Consider the following 24,759-nt stretch of genomic DNA (forward strand, 5'->3'; position numbering starts at 1 on the left):
ACTAATACCACCCAATTAAGTTTGCTACAACTAACAGTATAGCCCCAGCACTCATCCACAGCAGGAAAAGAGGAAGAATAAACTTTACCCAGCGGTTCCACCCTACTCCAGAAATCGCTAGCGTAGCCATAAAGTATCCTGATGTAGGGAACAAAATATTGGAAAAGCCGTCTCCAAACTGAAAAGCTAAAATAGCTGTTTGTCTCGTAATACCTACTAAGTCTGCTAACGGCGCCATAATTGGCATCATAATAAGTGCTTGCCCACTCCCACTTGGTACAAAGAAATTAAATAAACTTTGCGTAATTAGCATTCCTATTACGGTAACACTTTCAGGAAGTTGTGAAATAACAGTAGAAATCCCATATACAATTGTATCCATGATTTGACCTTCGTTCATCACAACAGCTACGGCTCTAGCAATTCCACAAACCATTGCACCCACTAAAACATCTCGAAACCCCTCGTTAAATGATTCAGCGATTTCTTTAGAACCCATTCCTACAATTAAAGCAGGAATAATTCCCATTGCAATAAAATAGCCCCCTAGTGTCACCATATCCCAACGATACAAAATAACGCCTGCAATCATTCCTATAAAAAACAGAGCCGTTACAATGCCAGCAACCTTTTGTCTATTTGTAACATTACTCTTTAAAGTGTGTGATTTGATAACATCCTTTGGCTTAGTACGAGTTTTTTCTGCATACCTCATGACATAAGCTATACCAATTATAATGATAATGAGAAAGCAAATTATTCGATAAATCATGCCTGAGTATAAGGGAAGGCCAGCAACCATCTGTGCTGTTCCTACTGTAAAGGGATTTGTAAGAGCTGCTGTAAAACCAGCGATGGTACCACATAATGAAATGGCTGCAGCTGTGACTCGGTCATACCCCAGGGACAGCATAAGTGGCATAATTACTGGGACATAGACAATTGCTAATTCAGGCGTTCCAATAAAGCATGCTATTAGTGCAAAAGTAAACATAAATACCGGAATTAGTAGCTTCGGCTTATGAGAAAAACTTTTTGCTATTTTTCCAACCCCAAGTTCGATTACACCTGCTGACCGAAGCGTTACAAATACTCCTCCAATTACAAATGTAAAGAAAATTACTGGAGCTGCTTCAACCATGCCTTGTGGAACAGCTTTTAGCATCCCTAGCAAACTTACAGGGCTTGATTCCAATTCCGTATAAGAAGTTGGATCAATCATTTCTCTCCCATCGTCTCCTTGAACCCGGTCATATGTTCCTGCTGGAACTAGATATGTAGCGATAGTCATTACACCAATGATAATGGCTAACATGAAGTAAATATGAGGAAATTCTCTTTTTTTCTTTACCTCTTTTAATGAATGTTCTTTTAAAATTGGTTGAGACATCCAACCCCTCCTTTTGTTATATTTCATAACACGTTACGTTATATAAAATATCTTACAAAAGAAAACATCTGGTTTCATCTACTTTTTATACATTTTTTTCTGAATTTTTTATTTATTTTAACCAATTTATGTTTTAAAATAGGAATATAGCAATATTTAATGTAACTTTTTATAACAAGGGGTGGGAACATGGAGTTACAAACATTATTAAGCAGTCGGCCTTATGCTAGCGCATCTGTTGTGGCCGGAAAAAATGGGTTAACAAGAACCGTCCAAAATATTAACATGATGGACGCTCCAGATATTTTAACGTTTCTAAAAGAAGGGGAGCTGCTCGTCACAACCGGCTATCACTTTAAAGAAAAAGAAGAGAACCTATTACAATTGGTTGAGGGCATGGCAAAAAAACAGTGCGCAGGTCTAGCAATAAAAACGAAGCGATTCTTCGAACAAGTACCTTCATCTATTTGCGAACTCGCAGAGAAGCTAAACTTTCCTATCATCGACTTACAAACAGACGAAGCACTTGGTTCCATTATCAACGAATCTTTAAGCTTTATTTTAGATAAAAAAACAAGCGATCTTCAACAAGCGATGATGACTCATCAACTCTTTTCCTCCTATATTCTACAAGGAAACGGTGTTGAAAAAATATTACATTCACTTCAAACGTTATGCGACGCTCCAGTTGGGCTATTCGACCCTCACGGAAATTTATTGTTTCACACAGAGAAAAAAGAAGAAAAAGCATCAGCTTCTTTAGAAAGGATCGCCGTTCAGATAAATAATTATTTTCACCTTAAAGCCAGCTATGCTACGTTTTCTATCACAAAAACAAAACAAGAACTCAGCTTATTTTTAATTCCTACACATACACACAAGAGCAACTTTTTAGTTATTTATCGCAGCATGTTGCCAAACGAGTCATCCTTATTAACAATTGAACAAGCAGCGAATGTACTTTCCTTTGAAATGATGCGTCAACATGCTTTAAAAGAAGCAGATCGCCGAAAGAAAAATGAATATTTCCATCAACTAACTCATGATTACTTCAAAAATATAGATGAAGCCACTTATCATGGAAAGCAGATCGGACTCTCTCCTGATAAAAAGTACATTTGTGCGGTTGGAAAAATACCACCACAATACTATACATACACAGATAGCGAAATGATTTACGAGCTCATCGAGTACGAATTATTAAAACAACCTATTCCAAGCTTATTATTTACACAGGATAATCGCTACGTCATTTTATTTTTCCCTGACAGTTATGACAAACACCAATTTATCGCCAACCAGCTTATCCTTATTCAAAAGGTTGTAAAAAGACATTATAAACAAAACGTATGCTTCGGAATAGGAAACCAAAGCCAGACGCTATTAACCGTGATAGATTCGTACAAAGAAGCCATCGAAGCACTTGAAAACATTCAAATGACCGACCAAGCAGCACCTATTCAATTTTATCAACCAAAACAATTTCGAGAACTTTTAAGACTTATTCCCTCTGCAGACTTGGAAGAATATCACGAAAAAGCGCTGGAAGGACTTCTTCACTACGATCGAAAAGACCAACCTATTTTATTAGACACGTTATCTACTTACCTAAACTTAAATTGTCAAATATCAGAAACAGCCAAACAGTTATTTATTCATAGAAACACCGTTATTTATCGAATTGAAAAGTGTGAAGAAATATTAGGGAGGTCGGTTCATACACCGGAAGAAACGCTTCGACTACGAATTGCGTTTCAAATCCACACTCATTTACACTCTAACTTTATTTAAAAAGAGACTGAGACATAAGTAGTTCAGCCTCTACTATACCTGAACGATTGAGAGTTCATAACTTTTAATCGTTCAGGTTTTTTGGTTGATTGCGAAAACAATGTTGGAAACAGGGTGGAATGGAGCGTAGGACACTCGACTCCTGCGGGAAAGAGAGGGAAAACGGAGATCCCGCAGCGCAGCGAGGAAGCTCAGGTTCCTCCCCGCGGAAAGCGAGTGGCCGTAGCGCAATGGAACGAACGTGTTGAGACAAACCAAAGAGATGGGAACAGCTAGTGTTCGTCTTTTAGAAGCAATCATTTTGTTATGTCCCAAACTCTTCACAGTCTTTATTAATTTATTCAAAAGATACCCTTCTAGATTATACCAATTTAACTAACTTAGATTTTTTACAGTTCCAACTACTTCAAACGGCACTAAAACCTCTATTTTATTTCCCAAAGGAGAAAAAGCAGAACCAGCATACTCCTTTACGTTTAACGGCTCGCAACTAACAAAATTTCTGTACCATGATGAAATGCATACATACTCCTTGTTACCATCTTCTTGGCAAACAAGTAACAAAAAAACTAGCAGCTGATGGTAGCTGCTAGTTTTGATTCATTTTTAATTCAACAGCCTTTAATTTACCAGCCATTGTATGCTTTTTATCTCGTCGATCATCGATACGCAAGTTAGTACACACTCGCTCGATTCCATTTTCAAACGGAACTTCATGTAGCTCTTGAACAATTTTCAACAAAAGACCAAGCTCACCTTCAATAAGCGTATTCATGGGAGTTAACTGATACTCTACCTCCTCTTTGTATTTCTCTAACACTTTCTGAATATCCGCTACGTATTGGCTAACGCTGGGCGTTTTAGTCCCTACCGGTATAATCGTTAAATCTACAATCGCCATATTACTTCTTCCTCCTTTTTCATGTTTATCATACCAAAAAGAAACAAAAGTCATACTTGTCTTGTTTCAATGACAAAAAAGAGGATAGTATATTATCCCCTTTTAAAACTTATAGATAACGTTTCGCACCTAAATAACGAGGCTGCCAGTATGAGTTACTCATAGAGCTAATCATAACACCTTTAGATGATGATGCATGAAGGAACTGACCTCCACCTAAGTAAATTCCTGCATGACTTGCACCCGGCTGATATGTTTCAAAGAATACAATATCTCCTGGGCTCGGTGTGCTAACACGAGTTCCTGTGCTGTAGATACCCGCAACTGTACGCGGTAAGCTAACTCCTGCAGCGTTACGATATACATAGTTTAAGAATCCACTGCAGTCAAATCCACTTGGAGAAGTCCCTCCCCATACGTATGGTGTTCCCACGAAACGTTTCCCATATGAAGTTACTTTTGAAGCACTAGAGCTTGATGGCGTACTAACGCTTGGCTTAGACGTAGTGTTGTTTGAACTTGAGCTAGAATTTAATTTGTTCATCGTAGCTGGCCCTGCAATTCCATCTGCTGACAAGCCGTTTGCGCGTTGGAACGAGCGAACTGCACTTGTTGTAATTGAACCGTAGTATCCCGTTACGTTAGCAGAGAAATAACCTTTATTTTTTAATTTTTGTTGCAAGCTACTTACTGATGAACCAGACATGCCCGGACGTAATATAGATGATGTACCCGTTGAAGTAGAGCCTGAACCAGCGCTAGTTCCACCATTTTTCAGTTTATTAAGCGTAGCTGGCCCTGCAATTCCATCTACTGACAGACCATTCGCACGTTGAAAAGCCATAACTGCATTTTTCGTAATTGACCCAAAATATTGAGTAGTATTTCCCTTGAAATAACCTTTGTTTTTCAGCTGCTGTTGTAGAGATTGAACATTTGCACCTCTAGAACCAACACGTAATAAAGTGCTAGATGTGCTAGAAGAATTAGAACTACTTCCTAACAGTTTACTAAATGTATTTTTACCGGCAATTCCATCTGCAGCTAATCCGTTCGCACGCTGAAAGTTCATAACTGCGCTCTTTGTAATTGTTCCATAATAATTTGTAGTTGTACCGTATGTAAAATAACCCTTGTTTTTTAATTGTTGTTGTAATTGTTTTACATCTGAATTACTCATTCCTGGACGTAAAGTTGTATCACCTAATGCCGCTTCACTAATTGTTGGTACTACTGTTAAAGATCCACATAATGCTAAAGAATATATTAACTTTTTCATAGAAAAGGTTCCTCCATTGTCATAATCTACTAATCTAAGACGTTTACATTGTAACAACACTGTATTACAAAATAACATCACCAATATTACATTTTTGTTACAAGAACCGACATTTTTCTTCCATTTCTATGCCTACAGAATGACATTTTCAGTACTTTATAAGTATATAAGATTATTTAATTAACTTTATTTTACATTTAAATTCCTTTTCGGAGGGTAAGATTGGTTCTAAAATCACCGTTAGCATTATGTTTATATTTCAATTATTTTTTTGTATAGTTCGTCGTATTTTTACCAAAAGCTGAAACTTTTTTGTGTTTTTTTCGTTTATGCACCTTTTCAAATGAAATAGATGCATAAAATGATAAAACATGGAAAAAATAGTTTACTGTAATAGCTTAAGCTGCTTGGAGGAATACGTAAATGTCTAACAAAGACGGAATTCACGGTACGAACGTAAATGGCGCCGGTGATTCTGAAGATAAGCGATTTACTGAAGGTGAAGATGAACAAACATTAACAACTCGTCAAGGACACCCCATTCGTGATAACCAAAACAGTCGCACAATTGGAAATCGCGGCCCTGCTACTTTAGAGAACTATCAACTAATTGAAAAACTTGCCCATTTCGATAGGGAACGTATACCAGAACGCGTAGTTCACGCTAGAGGAACCGGTGCTCACGGATACTTTGAAACATATGGAAAACTAGGTGACGAACCTGTAGAGAATTATACGCGTGCAAAAGTTTTTTCAGGAGCAGGTAAGCAAACTCCTGTGTTTGTACGTTTTTCCACTGTTACTCATGGAAAAGATTCTCCAGAAACGATGCGTGACCCTCGAGGATTTGCAGTTAAATTTTACACAGAGGATGGAAATTGGGACTTGGTGGGAAATAATTTAAAAATCTTTTTTATTCGGGATGCAATTAAGTTCCCTGACCTTATCCACTCATTTAAACCAGATCCTGTTACAAACAGACAAGATACGGAACGAATTTTCGATTTCATTTGCCAAACGCCTGAATCAATGCACATGATTACCTTTTTATTTTCTCCATGGGGGATTCCAGCTAACTACCGTCAAATGCAGGGCTCAGGAGTTAATACGTATAAGTGGGTAAATAAAAATGGGGATGCTTTTTTAGTTAAATACCACTGGGAGCCAAAACAAGGTATTAAAAATCTTACTCAGAGCGAAGCTGAAGCTATTCAGGCAAAGAACATTAGTCACGCTACGCAAGATTTATATGAGGCAATTGAAAAAGGAGATTATCCAGAATGGGAGCTTTGCATGCAAATTATGGAGGATGGCGAACACCCTGAACTGGATTTTGACCCTTTAGATGATACAAAGATTTGGCCTGAAGATTAATTTCCGTTTCTACCAGTTGGGAAAATGGTCCTTAATAAAAACCCGAATAATGTATTTGCTGAAACCGAGCAAATATCGTTTGGAACTGGCGTGTTAGTAGATGGTCTTGACTTCTCTGATGACAAAATGCTTCAAGGTAGAACGTTTTCTTACTCAGATACTCAGCGTCATCGCGTTGGTGCAAATTACTTGCAGCTGCCGATCAATGCACCAAAAAAGCATGTAGCAACAAATCAACGAGATGGTCAAATGGCTTACCATGTGGATGAGGCACCGACCCAAAACCCTCATGTTAACTATGAACCTTCGCTTTTAGGTGGCCTTAAAGAAGCAACAGATAGACCTAAGCCTCATCAACCCAAAGTAGAAGGCCATCTTAAAAAAGAAAAAATTGAACGTACAAATGATTTCAAGCAAGCTGGTGAGCGCTATCGTTTACTAGAAGAATGGGAGCGTAAAGATTTGATTCAAAACCTTGTGGACGGGCTTAAGCCTTGTCACCAACAGATCCAACAGCGTATGATCGAGCTTTTAACAAAGTGCGACGAAGATTATGGTCGACAAGTGGCAGCTGGCATTGGCTTTACGATGAATGATGATGGCACTTATGATATGGAAGCTGGATCCGAAATCACCCCATCATTTGGGCACTTCCCAATTGAAGGGGGTTCTCCTTTAGGAAGTAATAAGGCTTCTGATGCTGTACAAGAAGCTGAACAAAAAGGACACGATGCCCACCCTTATTAAACATATTTCAACAAAAACAGCCCCCCTACTAGCAGGGGGGCTGTTTTTGTTCGAAACGGGATTACCATTTTACAGCAAACACGCGGTAGTCATGTTTTAGCTGTGGCGCATTGTACGGTTCGCCATATAAATATCCTTCGCACACCATTGTCGGCTGTAGTGGTTCAACCCACTGTTCAACCTCTTTCGCTGTGCCATTTGTTAAAATATAAACACATTCAGAAACTGGTCCATCATTGTTAACATGATCGACTTGTAGTACTTCCACTAACACATCTTGGACACACGTTTTATTCTGAATTGACATAAGCGTACGATACGTAAGACCGGTTGGCAGCGTAGCTTTCACTCGAAAATGCAAACTATTTTCGTCAAAGAAAGACGCTAATGAGACAATTGGTAACGTCTTATTTTGTTCATACGCTTGAGATAGAATCTTGACCAGAACTTCCTCACTCAAGACGATCCCTCTTTCTAAAAAACGCTTCATCACAACACATGCGAACATTGTCTAATTATGCTCATAGGATATTATACTACCACATTTTTTAATAACGTGTACTATTTTTTTTGAAATTCAGATGGAATTTGTTACCATCTACTTCTTTCTACTCCCCACAACTCTAGCAATTATTAATAAAACAAACAGCAAAACAAATACTCCGACACCAACAAACATCTCATATAAGAAATTAACCACCTGCGTGTCCCCCCTTTTACTCATAGCAAAAAGAACGCCGTCAAAACAGCGTTCTCTCGCAACTTATCAAAGAAAGCCTAACATATTTACAAATACAATGATGATTAATACGGGAGCTACATAGCGAATGACTAGTAACCAAAGCGCAAACCACTTTTTCACATTGTTAGAACCTTGTTGAAACTCTTCAATTAAGACAGCTTTTTTCATTTTCCATGGTACAAATAAAGCTAAGAGCAAACAACCTAACGGCATTAAAATATTACTTACTAAAAAATCGGCAGCATCAAAAATTGATTTACCAAAAATCATTACGTCTGCTAGCGGTCCAAACGATAGTGCTGAAGGAATACCAACAATAAAAATTAATACTCCAGATATCCATGACAACTTAATACGTTTACCAGATTTCCCTTTTGCTAATGACGCCACAATAATCTCAAGCATAGAAAAAGCAGATGTCAATGTTGCAAATAAAAATAGCGCTAAAAACAATGTTTGGAATACTAGTCCAAAAGGAAGTTGTTCAAAAATTGTAGGTAAAACTACAAATAACAGCCCAGGTCCTTCTGCAGGCTCTCCTCCCATTGAAAAAACTGCTGGAAAAATTGCAAGGCCAGCTAATAGAGATATGACAATGTTTAAACCAGCAATAGACACTGCAGATTTCGGCAAGTTCTGTTGCTTCGTTAAATATGAGCTATACGTTACCATTACGGAAACACCCACACTTAATGAAAAGAATGCCTGACCCATCGCAAATAAAATAGCTTCAGACGTTAAGTTTGTAAAATCTGGATAAAGAAAAAACTTGACGCCTTCCATTGCGCCATCTAATGTTAAAGATCGAATAATAATAGCAATAAAAAGTACAAATAATGCAGGCATTAAAATATTGTTTGCTTTTTCAATTCCGTTTTGAATCCCTCGAGATACTACGATAATTGTCAGGAGTAAAAATACAAACTGTGCAATTACAGCGCTTGTTGGATTAGCAATTGTGTTACCAAACAATGTACTATAGTCTTTCACTCCACTGAGTCCACCTGTCACGCTGGCAAATAAGTATTGTAAAATCCAGCCGCCAACTACACTATAAAATGATAACAAAATAAAGCACGTAATTACGCCTAGGTAGCCAATTCCTTTCCAGATGGATTTGGGCGCTACAGCGTCATAAGCACGAATTGCTTCTTTTTGCGTATTACGTCCTAATACGAACTCTGCTAGTAGTAAAGGAAGACCGATAATAGCTGTAAACAGAATAAATAGAAGAAAGAACGCTCCTCCCCCACTTGTACCTGCTACATAAGGAAGCTTCCAAATAGCTCCAATTCCGATAGCGGAACCAGCCGAAGCTAAAATAAAGCCAATTTTTGATGTCCATTGTTCCTGTTGACTCATCTCATCTCACCATTCTCTATATTTTTTCTGATTTGTCATACTATATCACACAACTTTGGTTCCGAAAAGGTTTTTTATTGTTTTCCTGTAAAAGCTATGGTATGAATAATACAGAGAGTAAACGTTTAAAGTAAAAATACTCTTTACTTTTTCTAAAAGCTTTACAATTTGAGGTACAAATGATGACAAATCAACAAGAAAACAAAAAAGAATGCTTATATAAGTTTCATGATTTTATTTTAGTTCAATGTCCAAGCTGTCAACTTTGTGCTCGTATAACTTCAGTTAGCCATATCAATGGGTTACATCAGTGTGAATGCTCAAACTGCGGTTATGATGATAGTGCTTCACATAAAATGGAACTTTCTTTTGAATTTAAAGAAGGATTCGATCCCTTTTTCAACTTGCCTTTGTATTTAAAAACATCTTGTCCAAATCATTTGCTATGGGCATATAATTTAGAACACTTACAATACATTGAATCCTATGTTAAAGTCGGCCACCCAAGGCATATTCCCGAGCCCGATTTGTTCCATGTTTACGTTCCTAGCTGGGTTACAAGCAGCGAAGATCAAAAAGAAGCGCTAGCTAAAATTGAACAGCTCAAATTTAGTGTTTTTCATTCCGAAAAGTAGCCAGCACTCATAGCTGACTACTTTTTTAGTTTGATTTATATTCCCTTCTGTAATCACCTGCTTTGTCAAATTCATCTGCGCTTCCTACAAAGAAAAACTCAATTGTATGATTGGTATTTTCTGTCCCTTCCGTTGCGCCATGAATCATTTTTCCTGGTTTTAACTCTTTTCTATCGCCACCGTCGCTTACATAGTAATATTTATTCGTAGCCCATCCTTCATGCGTCAGTAACGTTTTTGTTCGACTTCTGCCGTTTTGGTCAATATGAAAAACTGTATATTCCCCTTCCATTTCCGTAGGTTGCCCGTTATCTTTATCATATTCAACCGCCACCCAACCTCTATATCCATCGGGAATTAAATAGAGGCTTGGCCTAGCTGTTTCATTTGAACGACTGCAACTTATTAATAGCATCATTGTAAAGCTTAACAACAAAAATCTCTTTTTCATTCATTCACCCTCTTTAATTTATTCAGTATAAAAGGCTGTATTTAGTGTTTGTTTTGAATATAAAACTATGCGAACGAACACGAGAAAAATATATGCTGAATGTTAATTTCTACAGAGAATTATTTTTATTATTTTTTCACATAATAAAAGTAAGACTTTTAATTGTGGAGGAAAGTACATGGGCTATTTGTTTTTATTTATTTTGCTGTTTGTGATTCCTTTTTATATGCAGCAACGAATTGTTCAAGCCGATCGAGCTCGTACAAAAGAGCTTCTTGATGCTGAGCAATCCAAAGTACCAAAAAGCGATTCCCCTTAATCAAGGAATCGCCTTTTGTCTATCGTTCATTCTTTAACATTTCAGCTAACGTTAATAAGTTAAGCTTCCCGCAACAATAAAGCCAACAGCAATCGCAGCAGCAAACAGCGTAAAACCAACGGCAATATTACCTTCTTCAACTTTCTTTGCCAAGTTTGTTTTAGGTGTCATAACGTATTCAATAATCCAATAAGCAATCACCTGTGTTACAATTCCCACTATGCCCCAAACAGCTGCATCAACTAAGTTAAAGCTATTGCTCCAAACCGTGTAAATAACAATTGCAAGACCAATTCCTTTTCCCCATAACTTAAGTGCAACGGCAAGGTTTCCTTTTCGAATAAGTTCACGGTCATTAAACTTTGTTGTTAATTCAAATACGATAATTCCAAGAAATAACAAAAGTAAACCTACAACTACGTGAGCTAGAAAGCTACCAATACTTCCCCATTCAATCCATTCAGTCAACGCCATTTTTTTTCATCCTCACTTTCATTTTTTAATCCAATTGGCAAATAATAAGATGCATTATCAGTAATTTGATTTCCCGCTCGAATACCAACTGCACTCGGCCTTCCATTTAGTAAAAAGCAACCATACATAATATGGGCCGGTTGTTTTCCTTTCTCTGTGACAATTTCTGCTATGTCAAGTTCTAAGAATTGTTGATAAACAGGCACTTCATCTTCATACGTTTTTTGTGCGTCCTCAGCCACTTTTTTACCTGAACCTTCATATATTTCAACCGTATCACCTTCTCGACCAAACGAAGGCTTTTTTACATAAGGCTTTTGACTTTTTATAAAAACATCTTCTTCTAAATATGTAGGTAAGAAATAAGTATAAATCCATTCATGCTCTTCTTTTGTAAAAAACGGATGCTTCTGCTCATACAGGCCCCAAATCACAACTTGAATTGCTTTTGATTGCAATAAAAAAGCAGATGGCGGATTGATAATTGCGAGTTGTTTATCTTTGACAAGCTTTAAAAGCATCTCACCAACGCCTTCATCTGTAACTGGATCTCTATCGTTCACTAAGTGTTCAATGGGATACGTTTGTCGATAAAGAACGTCAATTTTCTGCCCGGTCGTATCATATAGTCCTGGCTCTAAAATAAGCTCTCCTTGTTCATGTATTGGCTTATCTACAATTCTAAGCTTATCTAACGGTTCATACCTTGCTTTTACATTGGCTTGTTCCATTAAATACGTTGTTGTCCATTTGTCTTCTTCATGGTCACCATGGGATGAAAAAACAATATGCGGATACGTCGTCTTCCCAAGCTTTTCATAAGCTTTGAAAATGGCTTCTTTTAATACACGAGATAAATGTTCTTCTTCTTTTTGATTAGGATCATGTAAACCAAACTGCTTGCAAACACGACGATTCACGTGGAATAATTCTTTAATGAAGGTAGGAGTGTCCGCATTTAACTCCATCACTTTGATACCAGATTCGTTAACGATGAAATCAATTCGAGAAATCACAGTTTCTACCTCCATGGTCTGAAGCCGGATATAAGGTAAAACTTCTTTTACGAAAAATTCACATTCCCTCCGAGCAAGCACTTGTTCTAGTTCAATAGACTCATAATGATAAATAGAAGTATATGTTTCATTTAATTTCAATAGACGGTATTCCAACAAACTCTCCATCTTTTTTCACCTCCGTTTGTGACGATTGTGTGACATTACACCATTATATACGCGACGCAAACATGAAAGTTTCAAATTTTTAACAATATTTTCTCAAAAAAAATCGATTCAGCTGTCTGAATCGACTAGATATCATTGATTTTAATATGATCATTTCATATGAGCCTTGTACTAATAATGTAATAACTTAATAACCTACAGCACCTACCTAATAATAACAAATTCTGTAATAAAAAAAGTACAAAACTTACTATTGCGATAAGAAGCCCTCTCTCGATCTATACAAAATCTCGTTAAGAATTTTGTCAAACTAGTACATGTAACTTACAAAAAAGAAACTCGGACGTAACTACATGGTTCATTTTCACAGACGAATCATGACTGTTCTAACATCGTTAAGTTGTAAAAACAAGTTCGTTCCATTGCGCTGCGGGATCTCAGTTTTCCCTCTCTTTCCCGCAGGAGCTAAGTGTCTTACGCTCCATTCCACCCTGTTTCCAAAATCTTTTTCACAATCAACAAAAAACCTGAACGATTAAAAGTGAGAAACTCTCAATCGTTCAGGTTTATCATTGACTGAATTACTTATGTCCCAGGCTCAAATCATTGACTGAAACACTTATGCCCCAGCCCCTTTTACTCTTTGCTACCTCTCGATATTAGTTCAAAACCTCCGCTAAAAGGGTCAAAAGCATACTTTAACACTTGCTCTCCACGCGCAACTGTAAGCAAATATTGTCTCTTTTGAGAATTCTGAGGACCATTTGCTTCATACACTTTATCACCTTCCATAAATTGAGATAGAAGAAGCTGTTCTCGCTGGGCGAGTATATCTTTTGCCTCTTCGTAACTATATAATGGAAGGTTGTTTGTATAAATAACTGGGACAAATACTAACACAATAATGGCTGCTGTAAAGAACCCTTGTCGAGCTACTCGCATCATTCGGTTCGGTCGCTTTGATAATAAAATAGCAGCTGCTATTACAGCTATAAGCGGGACAATATAAAATTCTACCAATGGGATATTGACAAATACGGATCGATTAATTCCTAAAACAATAATTTCGATTGCTGCTACAAGAACTAGAATAAAATAAACCACAAACTTCTTTCACACCTTTATATTCCAATGAAGATTATATAATCTTCATTCGGTCATTTTTATCCTTATTGTACCATAGCACTACTAAATTAAGCATTATCTGATAAATGAAATTCGATCACTAGGTTGTAAAACTTTTACATGTTCTTCTACGCTCTCTGGGTATTTAATTCCTTGTCCTGTATTTAAGCAAACTATGTGCTCCGTTCCTTTTAGCCACCCACTCGCTTTTAGTTGTCTCACTGCAGCAAAGGTCGCTGTCCCTCTAGCTTTAGATGCATCATATTTCTTTTGACATTTTGGACAAGATAACGATTCTACATAGCTAAACGGCATATCAATAGCTCCTTTCTTTTATAAGGCAATATATACATGAAGGTGGGACATAACAAAACAAGTTTTCAAAAAGAAGAACAACTCCTTTTCTCATCTCTTTACGTTGTCAGAATACGTTTGTTCGATTGCGCTGCGGGATCTCAGTTTTCCCTCTCTTTCCCGCAGGAGCTAAGTGTCTTACGCTCCATTCCACCCTGTTTCCAAAATCGTTTTCACAATCAACAAAAAACCTGAACGATTAAAAGTGAGGAGCCCTCAACCGTTTAGGTTTATCATTGGCTGAATTACTTATGTCCCAGCCTCACTCTTTAATTATTTACCACTTTATTTGCAAGGTTTCCCGCTTCTTTTTTTTCTTTTTGACCTCTTCTTAACGCTAACGTGATGGAAGCAGCCCAAACAATTAAAATAAACGCATAGATAGCTGTTTGCATAGGAGTAGAAACAGAGCTAGACATTAAAAGAGTTCGTGCATTAGTCAAAATAATAAAGCCACCTACCAACGCCCCTAATAAATGGGCTGGAATAATTCGTACAAGCCAAGCTGCGATTGGCGCTGCAATAATTCCACCAATCATTAAAGCAGCTACCCACATCCAGTTCACTTGTTCCCAACCAAGCGAAATTAAGAATCCTAAAGTAGCTGAAACCGCAATAGCAAACTCACTCGTGTCTACTGTACCAATAACTTTACGAGCACTCAATCCACGTTTTGTTAATAAAACTGGGGTAGCAATTGGTCCCCATCCTCCTCCCCCCGTAGCATCAGCGAATCCCGCTATTAACCCCAAAGGAATTGATTGTTTTGCAGATAATGGCTTTGCTTCCCTTTCCTCACTCACTTTAAAAATAAATAAAAACCGAATTAAAACGTAAACCCCTAATAGCAGTAAAAATGTAGAGATATAAGGCTTTACCATATCACCTGGTATGTTACTTAAAAAACACGCTCCAACAAACGCTCCAATTGACCCTGGAATTACTAAGCGTAATACGGTTGTCTTATCAACATTTCCAAATCTAATATGGGAAGCTCCTGATGCAGCAGTCGTTACGACCTCCGCTAAATGAACGGATGCAGATGCAACAGCAGGTGCAATTCCAAATGTGAGTAATAGCGTGGTTGATGTAACTCCGTAAGCCATTCCTAACGATCCATCAATTAATTGAGCGAAAAATCCGATAATTGCAAACGTAAGTAGTTTTTTCATTTTTTTATTTCCTTCCCCTTTCATGATGATAAATTGTTTTCTTTTATAGTTAAAGTCCTTTTTGTATTTGGGTAACAAAAAAAGACTCCTAACCTATTGTTAGAAGCCTTCGGTTTTTCCAATCAGCCCACTCATTGCTAGCTACAGTATATTCAGCTTTTATGAGATGGTTTCATTTTAATTCAAACTATTCCTAGAAGTCAACTATGTTTTTTGAAAATCATAAATAATGATTTCTCTTTTTTAAAGTTCCTCCAATAAATCTTCAACCTCATTACTATCTACTTTTTGATAAGCTTCAACTTCTTCTAATTCAGGAACCTTTCCATAGAATGGCTCTTCGCTTCTTCTTACTTTTTCCACCCAGTAAGGATCTAGATTTAAAGCTTGTTGAATCGTTACCATTGATAACTTTCCTCTAATTGCCTCCTCCACTTGTAAAGGTGTAAATAAATTTCCTCCGCTAATAATGGGAATGCGCTGATTTACATGTTTAATAATCGCTGGCACAACCTCAGCCTCACCCTCTTTATGAGGCGTTGTTTTAGCATGAAAAGATTTGACTTCTAAATGAACATAGTCAACTTTTTCTTCAATTAACTGATCAATCCATACCATGGTATCATCTACCTTATTGCCTCCATATCCCTTTTCCTCCGGAGTCATCGCATAACCAAGTAAAAAGGGTCTATTAGTAGTATTTTTAATAACTTTGGAGACCATGCGAATGACTTGAATTGAAAAAGACAGGCGATTTTCAGCTATTCCTCCAAAAGTATCTTTACGATGATTTGCTTGCTTTGAAGTAAACTGCTGTAAAAGATGTCCGCTTCCTCCTTCAATTTCAACCCCATCAAAGCCAGCTTGAATAGCACGCTCGGTTGCACGAGCAAATGCGTGTAACGTATGATCTATTTGAGGTTCATTCAGTTCTTTTGGTTTTTTTCCTTTTCTACGGACCGCCACCCTGCTAGGAGCAACTGCTTTGTCCCCAACTTTTAAATACTCAGCTGACAAAGCTCCACCATGAGAGATGCGTAAAATCGTTTTAACCTTCATTCTTTTTGCCATGGCTGTAAATTCATGGAGTTTTCTTGCTACATAATCTCTATGAATCCCTAATTGACCATCCATTACCTTTCCGCCTTCTTCTATATAAGCGGGGCCTACTATCACCATGCTAACATCCTTAATTCGCTCTCGATAAAAAGCCATATCTTTATCAGACAACTCTCCATTTTCATGAGAACTCTGCGTAAATAAAGGCCCCATAACAAGGCGATTTTTCATTTCCATTCCGTGGACAAATTTAAAATGTTTAAATAATTTTTCATATGAGGCATTCAAAGGTTTCACACCCTTTTTTCTTTTAGCTTGGCTTTTATTTCAATCCTTTATGACGATTTATCACATAAAAAAGGAACGTTATTTAGTAAACGTTCCTTACGTTCTGAATGGGGTAGAAAACAAATTCTGCCTTTCCTACTACATCATTGATGTTAACATTCCCTAATCCATTTCGACTATCTTTGCTATATAATCGATTATCACCCATTACAAATATTGAGTCTGAAGGGACCTTAATTGGGCCAAAATCTCCGGTTAACTGCATTTGTAAGTATCGAGCTGCTTGTAAATTACGCTCTAAATACGGTTCTTTTACTTTCTTATCATTAATATATAATTCATCATCTTTCATTTCAATTTCCTCTCCAGGTAACCCAACTACTCGTTTTACATAATGCTTAGCTTCTCCGTTTCCATCAACAATGATAATATCTCCACGTTGCAAATCATGGATAGCGTAAGACAATTTGTTAACAAACAATCGTTCCCCATTTTCTAGCGTCGGGTTCATCGAAGCTCCTTGAACTATATATGGGCCAAATATAAAAGTACGAATAATATATATAAGTGCAATTATGCAGACTAAGGACTTAAACAGACTTCTCAGCTGATCACTTGTCGTCTTTTCAGTAGCCATGTTTTGAACTCCTTTATTGAAACATTCATTTGTTTTATTATTTTCTTCTTTACACATTTATTCTCATTACATAGTAGAAAGACTAACTTACATAGTAAAAAAATAACCCCTAATTTAACATTAGAGGTTTCCATTACGCAAGTTACGTCTTTACCCCTCTTATTATATCATCATGAAGCTAATAGAGACTAGCTTTTACATATTCTTTATCAAATTGTCATTTTTTATCATACTTCATCATATTGCCTAATGAGGTGATAAGTAAAGAATAATGCATAATTTACTCTATCTGTTAAAAGCTAACCAATAACAAACAATCAGATGAAAGGAGTAATCGACATGAGAAAAATCATCCTTCTCTTAACAACATTAATGCTGTTTTTCACCTGTACCTCTACCTCATGGGCTGCTGAAGAACCACGCTTTCAGTATCGCTATAACTATACCGAGTTAAGAGAGTTTTTACATATAAATAGTAAAGAATTTAAAAAAGAATGGAAAAGTGGCACGACGATTGCTCAAATGGCCGAAAAACGAAATATTAATGAGCAGGAACTTCTTTTATTTTTAGCGGATAAGCAATTTTCTCAGCTTGATCGGGCTCTTCAAAAAGGGGAAATTGATAAAGATTTTTATCATAACTATTCCATGACGTTAATGCGCGATAATATCTTGTCCTTTATTCATGCCAATGATCACAAATCTACCGCTAAGAGAATAGATAAACCCATTAAAACGTTAGCAGGAAAAACAGCACATTGGCGTGGCAAAGTAGAATTTCTAAAAGAAGAAGGCGAAGTTAAAAGCTATACCACCGTGCAACCTATTCAAAAAGAAAATGCCGAACAGCTTCTTTCTGTTGATACGGTATTAAGTAATAACCTTAAAGCTTATGACGTAAAAGACAGCAGCCAAGTAACAGAAGACATTACGTTTGCCATGATTGAAGTAACATGGGAAAAAGAAGGCAAAAAGCAAAAAGAAACGATTGTTGTAAAGTAAACTCATCAACTTTCCCATAAAAAAAATCAGCTGCTTATTATAGCAGCTGATTTTTTTTGGTACTTAAATTACATGCTTTAAATTTGATTTATCTCTTTCACTAACACAGAAATAGCGTCTGTTTTTGTCGCTTCACGCATTGTACGCTTCATTTCACTTGCTTGTTTTTGAAGAAGCTCTAATTCTTGTAAAAATGTTTCTTTTGTAAGCTGCTCTTCTTCTAAAACGGTACAGTAACCTTTCTTTTGAAAAGCTTTTGCATTCAGGATTTGATCTCCTCTGCTTTGCGCTTTAGATAAAGGAATAATCATCATTGGCTTATGAAGAGCTAAAAATTCGAAAATAGCATTAGATCCTCCGCGCGTAATGACGTAATCAGTCGCTGCTAACACGTCAGGTAGCTCTTCGTTCACGTACTCTAACTGGCGATAGCTCGGCAAGTTAACTAAGCTCTCATCAACGTTGCCTTTTCCACACAGGTGTACAATTTGGAACTTTCTTTGAAGTTCTGGAAGCGATTCACGAACAACTTCATTAATTTTTCGCGCACCTAAGCTTCCACCCATAATTGTAAGAATTGGATTTTTATCATAAAAGCGGAGCCAGCTTTGACCGTTGTTTGCTTTTCCGTGAAATAATTCTCGACGAATCGGCGAACCCACAACCTGCACTTTTTCTTTCGGAAAATAAGCAGCTGCTTCGTCAAATGATGTGAAAATTTTTGTTGCAAAACGCTGAGCGATTTTATTTGCCAGTCCCGGAGTTAAATCACTCTCATGAATAAATACTGGAATATTAAGCGACTTCGCTGCCATAATGACAGGTACCGTTACAAATCCACCTTTAGAAAACACAAGCGAAGGTTTAAGCTTTTTTAACACTCGCCTTGCGTCTCCTACACCTTTAACTACTCGAAAGACGTCTTTTACATTTTCCATATCCACGTATCGACGAAGTTTCCCACTCGAAATCGCATAATACGGAATATCTAAGTTTGTAATTAATTCTTTTTCAATCCCATTATGAGAGCCTACATATTGAATATCCCACTTCTCTTGATCTAACTCTTTCATAATAGCAATATTGGGAGTAACGTGGCCAGCTGTTCCCCCGCCAGTAAATACAATTACGTTCTTACTCATCTTATTTCCTCTCTTTACACTGCATTTCACGCATTTTTAATTTTCTATTCATTGAAAGATTCTTTGCCTTTATATAAATGATAAAGGCTTAACGCATTTATTATAACACCTTCTATGTATATATACTGTTTAAAATCCAAACGATGCTCAATTTCATGATACAATTATCATGTTTAGCTTTCAAAAAGGATGTGATTCTCATTAAGAACGTTAAAGGAAAAACAATCGACCAAGAAACGCGTTGCGTTCATTATCATTCCGCTAAAGATATTATTTCAATAAAATTTTATTGCTGTGAAGACTACTATCCTTGCCATCGCTGTCATGAAGAAACAGCAGATCACTCAGCTAAAGTTTGGCCTCAAAAGCTGTTTAATACAAAAGCTATCCTCTGTGGTGCATGTCATAATGAGCTAAGCGTTACTGAGTACTTATCTTGTAAATCACGATGCCCACACTGCCAAGCTGCTTTCAATCCAGGGTGTAACTTGCATATTCACCTCTATTTTGAGGTCTAAGTGCTTCATTCATTAAGAAGAGTTTGGGACATAACAAAATGATTGCTTCTAAGAGACGAACACTAGCTGTTCCAATCTCTTTAGTTTGTCTGAACACGTTCGTTCCATTGCGCTACGGTCACTCGCTTTCCGCGGGGGAGGAACCTGAGCTTCCTCGCTGCGCTGCGGGATTTCCGTTTTCCCTCTCTTTCCCGCAGGAGTCGAGTGTCCTACGCTCCATTCCACCCTGTTTCCAACATTGTTTTCACAATCAACCAAAAAAACCTAAACGATTAAAAGTGAGAAACTCTCAATCGTTCAGGTTTATCATCGGCTGAATTACTTATGTCCCAGCCTCTTTTATAGTAACTCTTCGTTAACGTTAACTACTGCTGAGAGCAAACCTGGAAATAGCTCCTCTAGATCTTCTATTCGCAGTGAGTAAAAGTGCTGTGTTCCTTCAATTCTAACCTTGATAACTCCTGCTTCGCGCAGTACCTTAAAATGGTGGGATAGCGTTGATTTTGATACATTAAGCGTCTGATAATAAGAACAGTGACTCTCCTTTCTTTTCCCTAAACATTGTACAATACGCAAGCGATTTGGATCACTCAAAGCATGTAAGATAGACGTTAAACGAATTTCAGATTTGGATGGTTGATATGGATTTCTCATACGTAAAAGGTATCACATTCTCATACCTCTTTTCAATGTTTGATAATCTCCGAACTTTAATGCTTGCATGGCCACTTTTCAAGTGATATAGTGTTCATTGTTCGATGGTTTTCGAACTAATAAGACTAACGTTTTAAATACGACTAAAAAACCTTTTCATTTTAGGAGGAAATAAATATGATTACCATTCAAGCTTATATGAAAATTAATCCTGCAAAGCGCGATGCTTTTTTAGAAGCTATTCAAACATTAATTAAACATTCTACTGAAGAGGATGGAAACGTGAGCTATCAATTATTTGAAGACGCATTTGAAAAAAATTCATTTGTAATGCTTGAACAGTGGAAAGATGAGGCTTCTATTCAAGCTCATAATCAATCTGCTCACTTTGTATCGTTCGTTCAGTTTGCTAAAGATGGCGTGTTAGTAGCTCCTTTAGAAGCAAAAACTTCATTTTCTAAGCCCGAATAATTCAAAGCACTTTGAAAGTATGAGTCCAGCCAAGTTAATGGATACGCAACTGGTCACAAACAGTAAGTTCTATTTATAAAACGATCTATTATCCTGAGGTTCGCGCCATGTTAGAAAAGCATGGATTTCAGTTCAATGTAAAAGAGTTTGGGACATAACAAAATGATTGCTTCTAAAAGACGAACACTCGCTGTTCCCATCTCTTTGGTTTGTCTCAACACGTTCGTTCCATTACGCTACGGCCACTCGCTTTCCGCGGGGAGGAACCTGAGCTTCCTCGCTGCGCTGCGGGATCTCACGTTTCCCTCTCTTTCCCGCAGGAGTCGAGTGTCCTACGCTCCATTCCACCCTGTTTCCAACATTGTTTTCACAATCAACAAAAAACCTAAACGATTAAAAGTGAGAAACTCTCAATCGTTCAGGTTTATCATTGGCTGAATTACTTATGTCCCAGCCTCTTTTTCCTTTCTTTTTCTAAGTTCTATGCCTATAATAGTCATAGTCAATTATTAAGAAGGTGATTAGCGGTATGATTATTTTAAACGTAATACAAGTGGGAACGTTTCTTTTACTATTCGTTGCTTTTTTATGCTTATTCTGGACAATTAGACGCCCTAAACCTTGGAAAGGAATTGCACTACTTGCGAGTTTTTTCGTTTGTTCTGCTCCTTTACTTTATGCTCTATACGATGAATCCAAACATAACTATTTAGATGCAAATATTGGGCTGGGATTAGCCTATATCTTCACTTGGGGATTAACTACGTTGCTTGCAGTTATTGCTCTATTCCGCACATTTTTCTTACGCCCTTATCGCTAAAAGGGCCCTCTAACAAAATGAGTTTGGGACATAACAAAATGATGGCTTCTAAGAGACGAACACTAGCTGTTCCCATCTCTTTGGTTTGTCTCAACACATTCGTTCCATTGCGCTACGGCCACTCGCTTTCCGCGGGGAGGAATCTGAGCTTCCTCGCTGCGCTGCGGGATCTCATGTTTTCCTCTCTTTCCCGCAGGAGTCGAGTGTCCTACGCTCCATTCCACCCTGTTTCCAACATTGTTTTCACAATCAACCAAAAAACCTGAACGATTAAAAGTTATGAACTCTCAATCGTTCAGGTATAGTAGAGGCTGAACTACTTATGTCTCAGTCTCATTTTTTCGTATAGTTGCTTTTAATTTGTATACGCTAATAGTTGAACAGTTTCCTTACATACAACTGTCTCAAGATGAAATGAGGAGTGAAAGAACATGAAACGACTATTAGTTATACTTACGGCGATTATGCTGATTGCCATAAGCCGCACACTTGTATTTGCTTCTGAAACAAAAGCGCCTAACGAAGCAGTTCCTGCAAAGAATGCTGATGTTCGCATCGTACATGCTTCTCCAGATGCGCCTGCAGTTGATATCTTCTTAGATACAAAACCCGTTGTTGAAGGTGTTAAATTTAAAGATACTACGGATTTTTTACAAGTACCTGCTGGATCACATGAAGTAGAAGTTTATGCAACTGGTACAAAAGGAACAAAAGAGCCCGTAGTAAAAGCAACGCTTGTTGTAGAAGGTGGAAAGTCTTACACGATTGCTGCTATTAACAAAGTAGATATGTTAGAACTAAAAGCAATCTCCAACAATACGGTAGGAACGCCTGATAAAGCAAAAGTTCGTGTTGCTCACTTTTCACCTGATGCTCCAGCTGTTAACGTTGGACCAAAAGGAGCCGCTCCACTGTTTACAAATTTAGCATTCAAAACAGTATCCGACTACCAGACTCTTGCTCCTGGTGCTTATGATTTAAGCGTAACAACCGAAGATGGCAAAGAAATACTTGGACTTCCAGGTACTAAAGTAGAAAATGGTAAGAATTATACGGTTTTAGCCGTGAATACTGCAAGCCAACTTGAAACAATTATCTTAGAAGATACAAAGTAACGCTTAAAAAACCAGCGCGTTTTTGCGCTGGCTTTTTCTATTTTATATCTGTTGATTGCAAAGTTTTAGAAGAAACATACGCTTGAATATAAGCCTGTTTTTCTTCCATATATCGCTCATAATTATTCCAATATGAAGATGCAAGTTTGTTTTTAAGGTCTATATACCCTTCCTGTAGCCTTTCACTTTTCTTAAGTTCATCTTGAAACGCTAAGCAGCCATCCCAAAAGGCTGAATCAACGGCCGTTACGTACAGATGAGCGTGTTGAATATGAGTTGGTATTGCACAGTAGGAGTCATTTTCCTTTATATATTTTGGATAATGCAACAAAGAAGCCTCATCTTTTAGAGCAATAAATATATTCATTTCTTCTATATAAACATATGGGCCATTTTGCAATATTTCAATAACTGACGTTAAGTCCTCAGAACGTTGAATACCTATTAATACATCGATAATTGGAGAAGCCGACATATTAGGGATAGCTGTACTTCCAATATGCTTAACTTCAATTGAAAAGTCTTTAAGCATTGAGGTTACCTTTTCTTTTTCAAATGCATAAAGAACCGGCCATTTTGTTTCATAATTCACAAGTTCAACCAATGATCTCCACCTCTCTTTAGCTTTCTTTATAATTTACCACTAAATTAATTAAAAATAAATAATTTTCTAATAATTATTTTTATACAATTTCCTCTTTCAAAAATTTTATGAAAATTGACCATTTCATTCTGAGCAATGTGGACTAAATTATTAATAAATACTCCATTTACTTGTTAATATTCCCTTATATATGCTTCTTTTTTTATGAATTAAAAGTTAACGCTAAAGCACTCTCCCTTTTTATCTTCCATTTGTTTAGGACAAATTCATTATACCGTCACCGTTCGACATGTAGTATGATGGATAATGTAGGTAACTTAAGAGAAATATAGTTTTACCTTGAATTTTTGGTTAAGTTGCCGATATATGCTTTGAAATCCATTTTATTTTTAAGTAAATTTAGTAGAATGCAAGGAGGAAAAGATGAATAATAAACACATGATGTATGCAGTTTGTACAACTGCTGCTCTGAGCTCTTCGGCTCTTTTTTTTAATTTAGAAGCTGAAGCCGCTCAACCAGCGACTGTTAATGCCACATCATTAAACGTGCGGGCAATTCCAAGCACAAGTGGGGCAATCGTTGGCAAGCTGTATAAAGGAAACACAATTAATGTATTAACAGAACAACAAGGATGGGCAAAAATCCAACTTAATGGCAAAGACGCTTGGATATCAAGTGAATACATAGAGAAAAAAACATCACCCACAAATGTTGTTTCAAAACAAGCTACCGTGAATGCTAGCTCTTTAAACGTTCGCTCTGCCGCTAGCACTTCAGCTTCCATCGTTACCATCTTGCCGCGCAATGCCAAAGTAACCGTGATTAAAGAAAACGGAGGCTGGTCGCAGATTAAAACGAGTGACGGTAAAACTGGCTGGGTTGCCAATCAATACTTAAAAGGGGGATCGGGATCTACTACTCCTTCTTCTGAAAGTGGGGGTACGTCTGTTTCCAAGCAAGCTACCGTGAATGCTAGCTCTTTAAACGTTCGTTCTGCCGCTAGCACTTCAGCTTCCATCGTTACCAACTTGCCGCGCAATGCCAAAGTAACCGTGATTAAAGAAAACGGAGACTGGTCGCAGATTAAAACGAGTAACGGTAAAACTGGCTGGGTTGCCAACAAATACTTAGCCGATGTGAAAGCTGAT

General features: G+C 37.3%; 29 protein-coding genes and 1 pseudogene. 11 read left to right on the forward strand and 19 right to left on the reverse strand.

The annotated features are described in order from the left end of the window. Position 1: 1 nt before the first annotated feature. Entirely contained in the window at positions 2-1,390 is a 1,389-nt protein-coding gene (locus AC1UFB_RS02230; RefSeq protein WP_482588425.1) for a YfcC family protein, read from the reverse strand. 189 nt (positions 1,391-1,579) lie between these two features. Between AC1UFB_RS02230 and AC1UFB_RS02235 the strand changes: the two genes are divergently transcribed. Together AC1UFB_RS02235 and AC1UFB_RS02240 are read left to right on the forward strand one after the other, a co-directional pair. After that, complete coding sequence (locus tag AC1UFB_RS02235) at positions 1,580-3,181, forward strand: PucR family transcriptional regulator (protein WP_482588427.1); 1,602 nt, start codon at positions 1,580-1,582, stop codon at positions 3,179-3,181. Between the two features lie 114 nt (positions 3,182-3,295). Next, the gene (locus AC1UFB_RS02240) at positions 3,296-3,457 is read left to right on the forward strand and encodes a hypothetical protein (RefSeq protein ID WP_156413431.1); all 162 of its coding nucleotides are present in this window, start codon (positions 3,296-3,298) and stop codon (positions 3,455-3,457) included. 313 nt (positions 3,458-3,770) lie between these two features. Here AC1UFB_RS02240 and AC1UFB_RS02245 read toward each other — a convergent pair whose 3' ends face one another. Then, positions 3,771-4,082 (reverse strand): MTH1187 family thiamine-binding protein, encoded by a 312-nt coding sequence (locus tag AC1UFB_RS02245; protein ID WP_025911324.1) that lies wholly within the window; start codon positions 4,080-4,082, stop codon positions 3,771-3,773. A 109-nt stretch (positions 4,083-4,191) separates the two neighbouring features. Beyond that, positions 4,192-5,361: a C40 family peptidase gene (locus AC1UFB_RS02250; protein ID WP_061786389.1), complete on the reverse strand. Its 1,170-nt coding sequence runs from the start codon at positions 5,359-5,361 to the stop codon at positions 4,192-4,194. Between the two features lie 423 nt (positions 5,362-5,784). On the opposite strand from AC1UFB_RS02250, the pseudogene AC1UFB_RS02255 reads away from it, so the two are divergent. Then, a pseudogene (locus AC1UFB_RS02255) lies at positions 5,785-7,482 on the forward strand (catalase). 61 nt (positions 7,483-7,543) lie between these two features. Here AC1UFB_RS02255 and AC1UFB_RS02260 read toward each other — a convergent pair. Further along, positions 7,544-7,942, reverse strand: coding sequence for a hypothetical protein (locus AC1UFB_RS02260; protein ID WP_225002376.1), 399 nt, complete (start codon positions 7,940-7,942; stop codon positions 7,544-7,546). Between the two features lie 306 nt (positions 7,943-8,248). Continuing rightward, on the reverse strand, positions 8,249-9,586 hold the full coding sequence (locus tag AC1UFB_RS02265) for a sodium-dependent transporter (protein ID WP_025911316.1): 1,338 nt from the start codon (positions 9,584-9,586) through the stop codon (positions 8,249-8,251). A 182-nt stretch (positions 9,587-9,768) separates the two neighbouring features. On the opposite strand from AC1UFB_RS02265, the gene AC1UFB_RS02270 reads away from it, so the two are divergent. Further along, positions 9,769-10,221: a hypothetical protein gene (locus AC1UFB_RS02270; protein WP_061786391.1), complete on the forward strand. Its 453-nt coding sequence runs from the start codon at positions 9,769-9,771 to the stop codon at positions 10,219-10,221. Positions 10,222-10,246: 25 nt separating this feature from the next. Here AC1UFB_RS02270 and AC1UFB_RS02275 read toward each other — a convergent pair whose 3' ends face one another. Next, complete coding sequence (locus tag AC1UFB_RS02275; protein WP_061786392.1) at positions 10,247-10,672, reverse strand: DUF6843 domain-containing protein; 426 nt, start codon at positions 10,670-10,672, stop codon at positions 10,247-10,249. Positions 10,673-10,850: 178 nt separating this feature from the next. Between AC1UFB_RS02275 and AC1UFB_RS02280 the strand changes: the two genes are divergently transcribed. After that, positions 10,851-10,991 carry a hypothetical protein gene (locus tag AC1UFB_RS02280; protein ID WP_175384183.1) on the forward strand — a complete coding sequence of 47 codons (141 nt, stop codon included), beginning with the start codon at positions 10,851-10,853 and terminating at the stop codon, positions 10,989-10,991. A gap of 51 nt (positions 10,992-11,042) precedes the next feature. Here AC1UFB_RS02280 and AC1UFB_RS02285 read toward each other — a convergent pair whose 3' ends face one another. From AC1UFB_RS02285 to lepB, 8 genes are all read right to left on the reverse strand, one after another. Next, on the reverse strand, positions 11,043-11,459 hold the full coding sequence (locus AC1UFB_RS02285; protein ID WP_081801912.1) for a DUF350 domain-containing protein: 417 nt from the start codon (positions 11,457-11,459) through the stop codon (positions 11,043-11,045). Further along, positions 11,456-12,649: a glutathionylspermidine synthase family protein gene (locus AC1UFB_RS02290; protein WP_482588428.1), complete on the reverse strand. Its 1,194-nt coding sequence runs from the start codon at positions 12,647-12,649 to the stop codon at positions 11,456-11,458. Before AC1UFB_RS02290 ends, AC1UFB_RS02285 begins: the two co-directional genes overlap by 4 nt. Before the next feature lie 364 nt (positions 12,650-13,013). Beyond that, positions 13,014-13,139: a hypothetical protein gene (locus AC1UFB_RS02295; RefSeq protein ID WP_482588429.1), complete on the reverse strand. Its 126-nt coding sequence runs from the start codon at positions 13,137-13,139 to the stop codon at positions 13,014-13,016. 146 nt (positions 13,140-13,285) lie between these two features. Further along, complete coding sequence (locus tag AC1UFB_RS02300) at positions 13,286-13,753, reverse strand: hypothetical protein (RefSeq protein ID WP_482588431.1); 468 nt, start codon at positions 13,751-13,753, stop codon at positions 13,286-13,288. Positions 13,754-13,849: 96 nt separating this feature from the next. Further along, on the reverse strand, positions 13,850-14,089 hold the full coding sequence (locus AC1UFB_RS02305; RefSeq protein WP_100347189.1) for a hypothetical protein: 240 nt from the start codon (positions 14,087-14,089) through the stop codon (positions 13,850-13,852). Positions 14,090-14,397: 308 nt separating this feature from the next. Further along, the gene (locus AC1UFB_RS02310; protein WP_411831189.1) at positions 14,398-15,324 is read right to left on the reverse strand and encodes a sulfite exporter TauE/SafE family protein; all 927 of its coding nucleotides are present in this window, start codon (positions 15,322-15,324) and stop codon (positions 14,398-14,400) included. A gap of 219 nt (positions 15,325-15,543) precedes the next feature. Beyond that, positions 15,544-16,647 carry an oxidoreductase gene (locus AC1UFB_RS02315; protein ID WP_100347188.1) on the reverse strand — a complete coding sequence of 368 codons (1,104 nt, stop codon included), beginning with the start codon at positions 16,645-16,647 and terminating at the stop codon, positions 15,544-15,546. 82 nt (positions 16,648-16,729) lie between these two features. After that, entirely contained in the window at positions 16,730-17,284 is a 555-nt protein-coding gene (lepB, locus tag AC1UFB_RS02320) for a signal peptidase I (RefSeq protein ID WP_100347187.1), read from the reverse strand. A gap of 339 nt (positions 17,285-17,623) precedes the next feature. Between lepB and AC1UFB_RS02325 the strand changes: the two genes are divergently transcribed. Next, the gene (locus tag AC1UFB_RS02325) at positions 17,624-18,286 is read left to right on the forward strand and encodes a hypothetical protein (RefSeq protein ID WP_025911297.1); all 663 of its coding nucleotides are present in this window, start codon (positions 17,624-17,626) and stop codon (positions 18,284-18,286) included. A 77-nt stretch (positions 18,287-18,363) separates the two neighbouring features. Here AC1UFB_RS02325 and AC1UFB_RS02330 read toward each other — a convergent pair whose 3' ends face one another. Further along, positions 18,364-19,428, reverse strand: coding sequence for an undecaprenyldiphospho-muramoylpentapeptide beta-N-acetylglucosaminyltransferase (locus tag AC1UFB_RS02330; protein ID WP_328101879.1), 1,065 nt, complete (start codon positions 19,426-19,428; stop codon positions 18,364-18,366). 155 nt (positions 19,429-19,583) lie between these two features. Here AC1UFB_RS02330 and AC1UFB_RS02335 point away from each other — a divergent pair, with 155 nt between their 5' ends. Then, complete coding sequence (locus AC1UFB_RS02335) at positions 19,584-19,946, forward strand: CHY zinc finger protein (RefSeq protein ID WP_076512423.1); 363 nt, start codon at positions 19,584-19,586, stop codon at positions 19,944-19,946. A 48-nt stretch (positions 19,947-19,994) separates the two neighbouring features. On the opposite strand, the gene AC1UFB_RS02340 is transcribed toward AC1UFB_RS02335, so the two are convergent. Further along, entirely contained in the window at positions 19,995-20,171 is a 177-nt protein-coding gene (locus AC1UFB_RS02340; RefSeq protein ID WP_482588433.1) for a hypothetical protein, read from the reverse strand. Between the two features lie 114 nt (positions 20,172-20,285). Continuing rightward, a complete protein-coding gene (locus AC1UFB_RS02345; RefSeq protein ID WP_025911292.1) occupies positions 20,286-20,600 on the reverse strand; it encodes an ArsR/SmtB family transcription factor in 315 nt (104 codons plus the stop codon). A gap of 177 nt (positions 20,601-20,777) precedes the next feature. Between AC1UFB_RS02345 and AC1UFB_RS02350 the strand changes: the two genes are divergently transcribed. Further along, positions 20,778-21,071: a putative quinol monooxygenase gene (locus AC1UFB_RS02350; RefSeq protein ID WP_025911289.1), complete on the forward strand. Its 294-nt coding sequence runs from the start codon at positions 20,778-20,780 to the stop codon at positions 21,069-21,071. Positions 21,072-21,600: 529 nt separating this feature from the next. Continuing rightward, positions 21,601-21,891, forward strand: a complete 291-nt coding sequence (locus tag AC1UFB_RS02355) for a hypothetical protein (RefSeq protein ID WP_025911288.1) — start codon at positions 21,601-21,603, stop codon at positions 21,889-21,891. 62 nt (positions 21,892-21,953) lie between these two features. Here the strand turns inward: AC1UFB_RS02355 and AC1UFB_RS02360 are convergent, their stop codons facing one another. Further along, the gene (locus AC1UFB_RS02360; RefSeq protein WP_482588434.1) at positions 21,954-22,115 is read right to left on the reverse strand and encodes a hypothetical protein; all 162 of its coding nucleotides are present in this window, start codon (positions 22,113-22,115) and stop codon (positions 21,954-21,956) included. Between the two features lie 207 nt (positions 22,116-22,322). Between AC1UFB_RS02360 and AC1UFB_RS02365 the strand changes: the two genes are divergently transcribed. Then, positions 22,323-23,006: a DUF4397 domain-containing protein gene (locus AC1UFB_RS02365; RefSeq protein WP_025911287.1), complete on the forward strand. Its 684-nt coding sequence runs from the start codon at positions 22,323-22,325 to the stop codon at positions 23,004-23,006. 37 nt (positions 23,007-23,043) lie between these two features. Here the strand turns inward: AC1UFB_RS02365 and AC1UFB_RS02370 are convergent, their stop codons facing one another. After that, positions 23,044-23,610: a GrpB family protein gene (locus AC1UFB_RS02370; RefSeq protein WP_328101830.1), complete on the reverse strand. Its 567-nt coding sequence runs from the start codon at positions 23,608-23,610 to the stop codon at positions 23,044-23,046. A gap of 423 nt (positions 23,611-24,033) precedes the next feature. Here AC1UFB_RS02370 and AC1UFB_RS02375 point away from each other — a divergent pair. Next, on the forward strand, positions 24,034-24,759 hold a 726-nt coding region (locus AC1UFB_RS02375), incomplete at its 3' end, for an SH3 domain-containing protein (protein ID WP_482588436.1).

Source organism: Priestia sp. KCTC 13724 (assembly GCF_056820425.1).

Bases quoted from the DNA above. Each gene is read 5' to 3' on its own strand.
- AC1UFB_RS02230 (WP_482588425.1), bottom strand. From the start codon at position 1,390: ATGTCTCAACCAATTTTAAAAGAACATTCATTAAAAGAGGTAAAGAAA.
- AC1UFB_RS02235 (WP_482588427.1), top strand. From the start codon at position 1,580: ATGGAGTTACAAACATTATTAAGCAGTCGGCCTTATGCTAGCGCATCT.
- AC1UFB_RS02245 (WP_025911324.1), bottom strand. From the start codon at position 4,082: ATGGCGATTGTAGATTTAACGATTATACCGGTAGGGACTAAAACGCCC.
- AC1UFB_RS02250 (WP_061786389.1), bottom strand. From the start codon at position 5,361: ATGAAAAAGTTAATATATTCTTTAGCATTATGTGGATCTTTAACAGTA.
- AC1UFB_RS02265 (WP_025911316.1), bottom strand. From the start codon at position 9,586: ATGAGTCAACAGGAACAATGGACATCAAAAATTGGCTTTATTTTAGCT.
- AC1UFB_RS02270 (WP_061786391.1), top strand. From the start codon at position 9,769: ATGACAAATCAACAAGAAAACAAAAAAGAATGCTTATATAAGTTTCAT.
- AC1UFB_RS02275 (WP_061786392.1), bottom strand. From the start codon at position 10,672: ATGAAAAAGAGATTTTTGTTGTTAAGCTTTACAATGATGCTATTAATA.
- AC1UFB_RS02280 (WP_175384183.1), top strand. From the start codon at position 10,851: ATGGGCTATTTGTTTTTATTTATTTTGCTGTTTGTGATTCCTTTTTAT.
- AC1UFB_RS02290 (WP_482588428.1), bottom strand. From the start codon at position 12,649: ATGGAGAGTTTGTTGGAATACCGTCTATTGAAATTAAATGAAACATAT.
- AC1UFB_RS02305 (WP_100347189.1), bottom strand. From the start codon at position 14,089: ATGCCGTTTAGCTATGTAGAATCGTTATCTTGTCCAAAATGTCAAAAG.
- AC1UFB_RS02310 (WP_411831189.1), bottom strand. From the start codon at position 15,324: ATGAAAGGGGAAGGAAATAAAAAAATGAAAAAACTACTTACGTTTGCA.
- lepB (WP_100347187.1), bottom strand. From the start codon at position 17,284: ATGGCTACTGAAAAGACGACAAGTGATCAGCTGAGAAGTCTGTTTAAG.
- AC1UFB_RS02325 (WP_025911297.1), top strand. From the start codon at position 17,624: ATGAGAAAAATCATCCTTCTCTTAACAACATTAATGCTGTTTTTCACC.
- AC1UFB_RS02330 (WP_328101879.1), bottom strand. From the start codon at position 19,428: ATGAGTAAGAACGTAATTGTATTTACTGGCGGGGGAACAGCTGGCCAC.
- AC1UFB_RS02335 (WP_076512423.1), top strand. From the start codon at position 19,584: ATGATACAATTATCATGTTTAGCTTTCAAAAAGGATGTGATTCTCATT.
- AC1UFB_RS02345 (WP_025911292.1), bottom strand. From the start codon at position 20,600: ATGAGAAATCCATATCAACCATCCAAATCTGAAATTCGTTTAACGTCT.
- AC1UFB_RS02350 (WP_025911289.1), top strand. From the start codon at position 20,778: ATGATTACCATTCAAGCTTATATGAAAATTAATCCTGCAAAGCGCGAT.
- AC1UFB_RS02355 (WP_025911288.1), top strand. From the start codon at position 21,601: ATGATTATTTTAAACGTAATACAAGTGGGAACGTTTCTTTTACTATTC.
- AC1UFB_RS02365 (WP_025911287.1), top strand. From the start codon at position 22,323: ATGAAACGACTATTAGTTATACTTACGGCGATTATGCTGATTGCCATA.